The sequence below is a fragment of the Carboxydocella sp. ULO1 genome, from assembly GCF_002049255.1.
GTDB lineage: Bacteria > Bacillota.
Window position 1 is genome coordinate 1 of sequence record NZ_BDLQ01000160.1, and the last position, 757, is coordinate 757.

The following is a 757-nucleotide window of genomic DNA, read 5'->3' on the forward strand; positions in this document are numbered from 1 at the left end:
GGGTGGGGCGGGGAGAATATCAGTCCTATTGTTTCCTGATTTCCGATACCCAATCGGCTGAAGGGCGGGCCCGCCTGCGCATCATGGAACAGACCAATGACGGTTTTGTGCTGGCGGAGGAGGATTTGAAACTGCGGGGCCCAGGGGAATTCTTCGGTACCCGTCAGTCAGGGCTGCCGGAACTGAAGGTGGCCGACCTGGTCAAGGATTTGCCCCTGCTGGAAGGAGCGCGCCAGCTGGCATTCCGGATTGTGGAAGAAGATCCGAAACTGGCCCGACCGGAACACCGGCTGCTGAAGGAGGAATTGAAAGCTACTTTTGCCGATGGTCTGGATTTGGCACAAATCGGGTAGTATTTTTAACGACGGGCTACTGGCCCGTTTTTTCTTTTGAGGGTCACTGCGTAATGTTTATGGGGTGACAAAAAAGGTGACAAAAAGGTGACAAACGGGGTGATACCATAATTAATCAAAATGGGATATATTCATATACAGAAGAGTGAGGGTAACAGGTATGTGTTTATGGGGGTGGTAGGAAGCTCTTACTTTTATCGCATTGTCATCCGATGGTGCTGACTATTTCGTTTAAAAAACTTTAATAGATTTATAAAAGTCTACCTGATGACAACTAAAGTATACTAAGTTAGGACAGTAGCGTTGCATTAATTTTATGAATGGTAGTCAACTATGTTTTGGTCATTACGCATTATGGTATATATGACATTTATGTAATTATATGTAATTAAGGACTCCAGTTC

1 pseudogene is annotated in these 757 nt (G+C 45.7%); it reads left to right on the forward strand.

The window, feature by feature from the left end:
* Nucleotides 1-353, forward strand: a pseudogene (locus tag ULO1_RS14880) (DNA helicase RecG); the annotation flags it as partial.
* Nucleotides 354-757 lie beyond the last annotated feature (404 nt).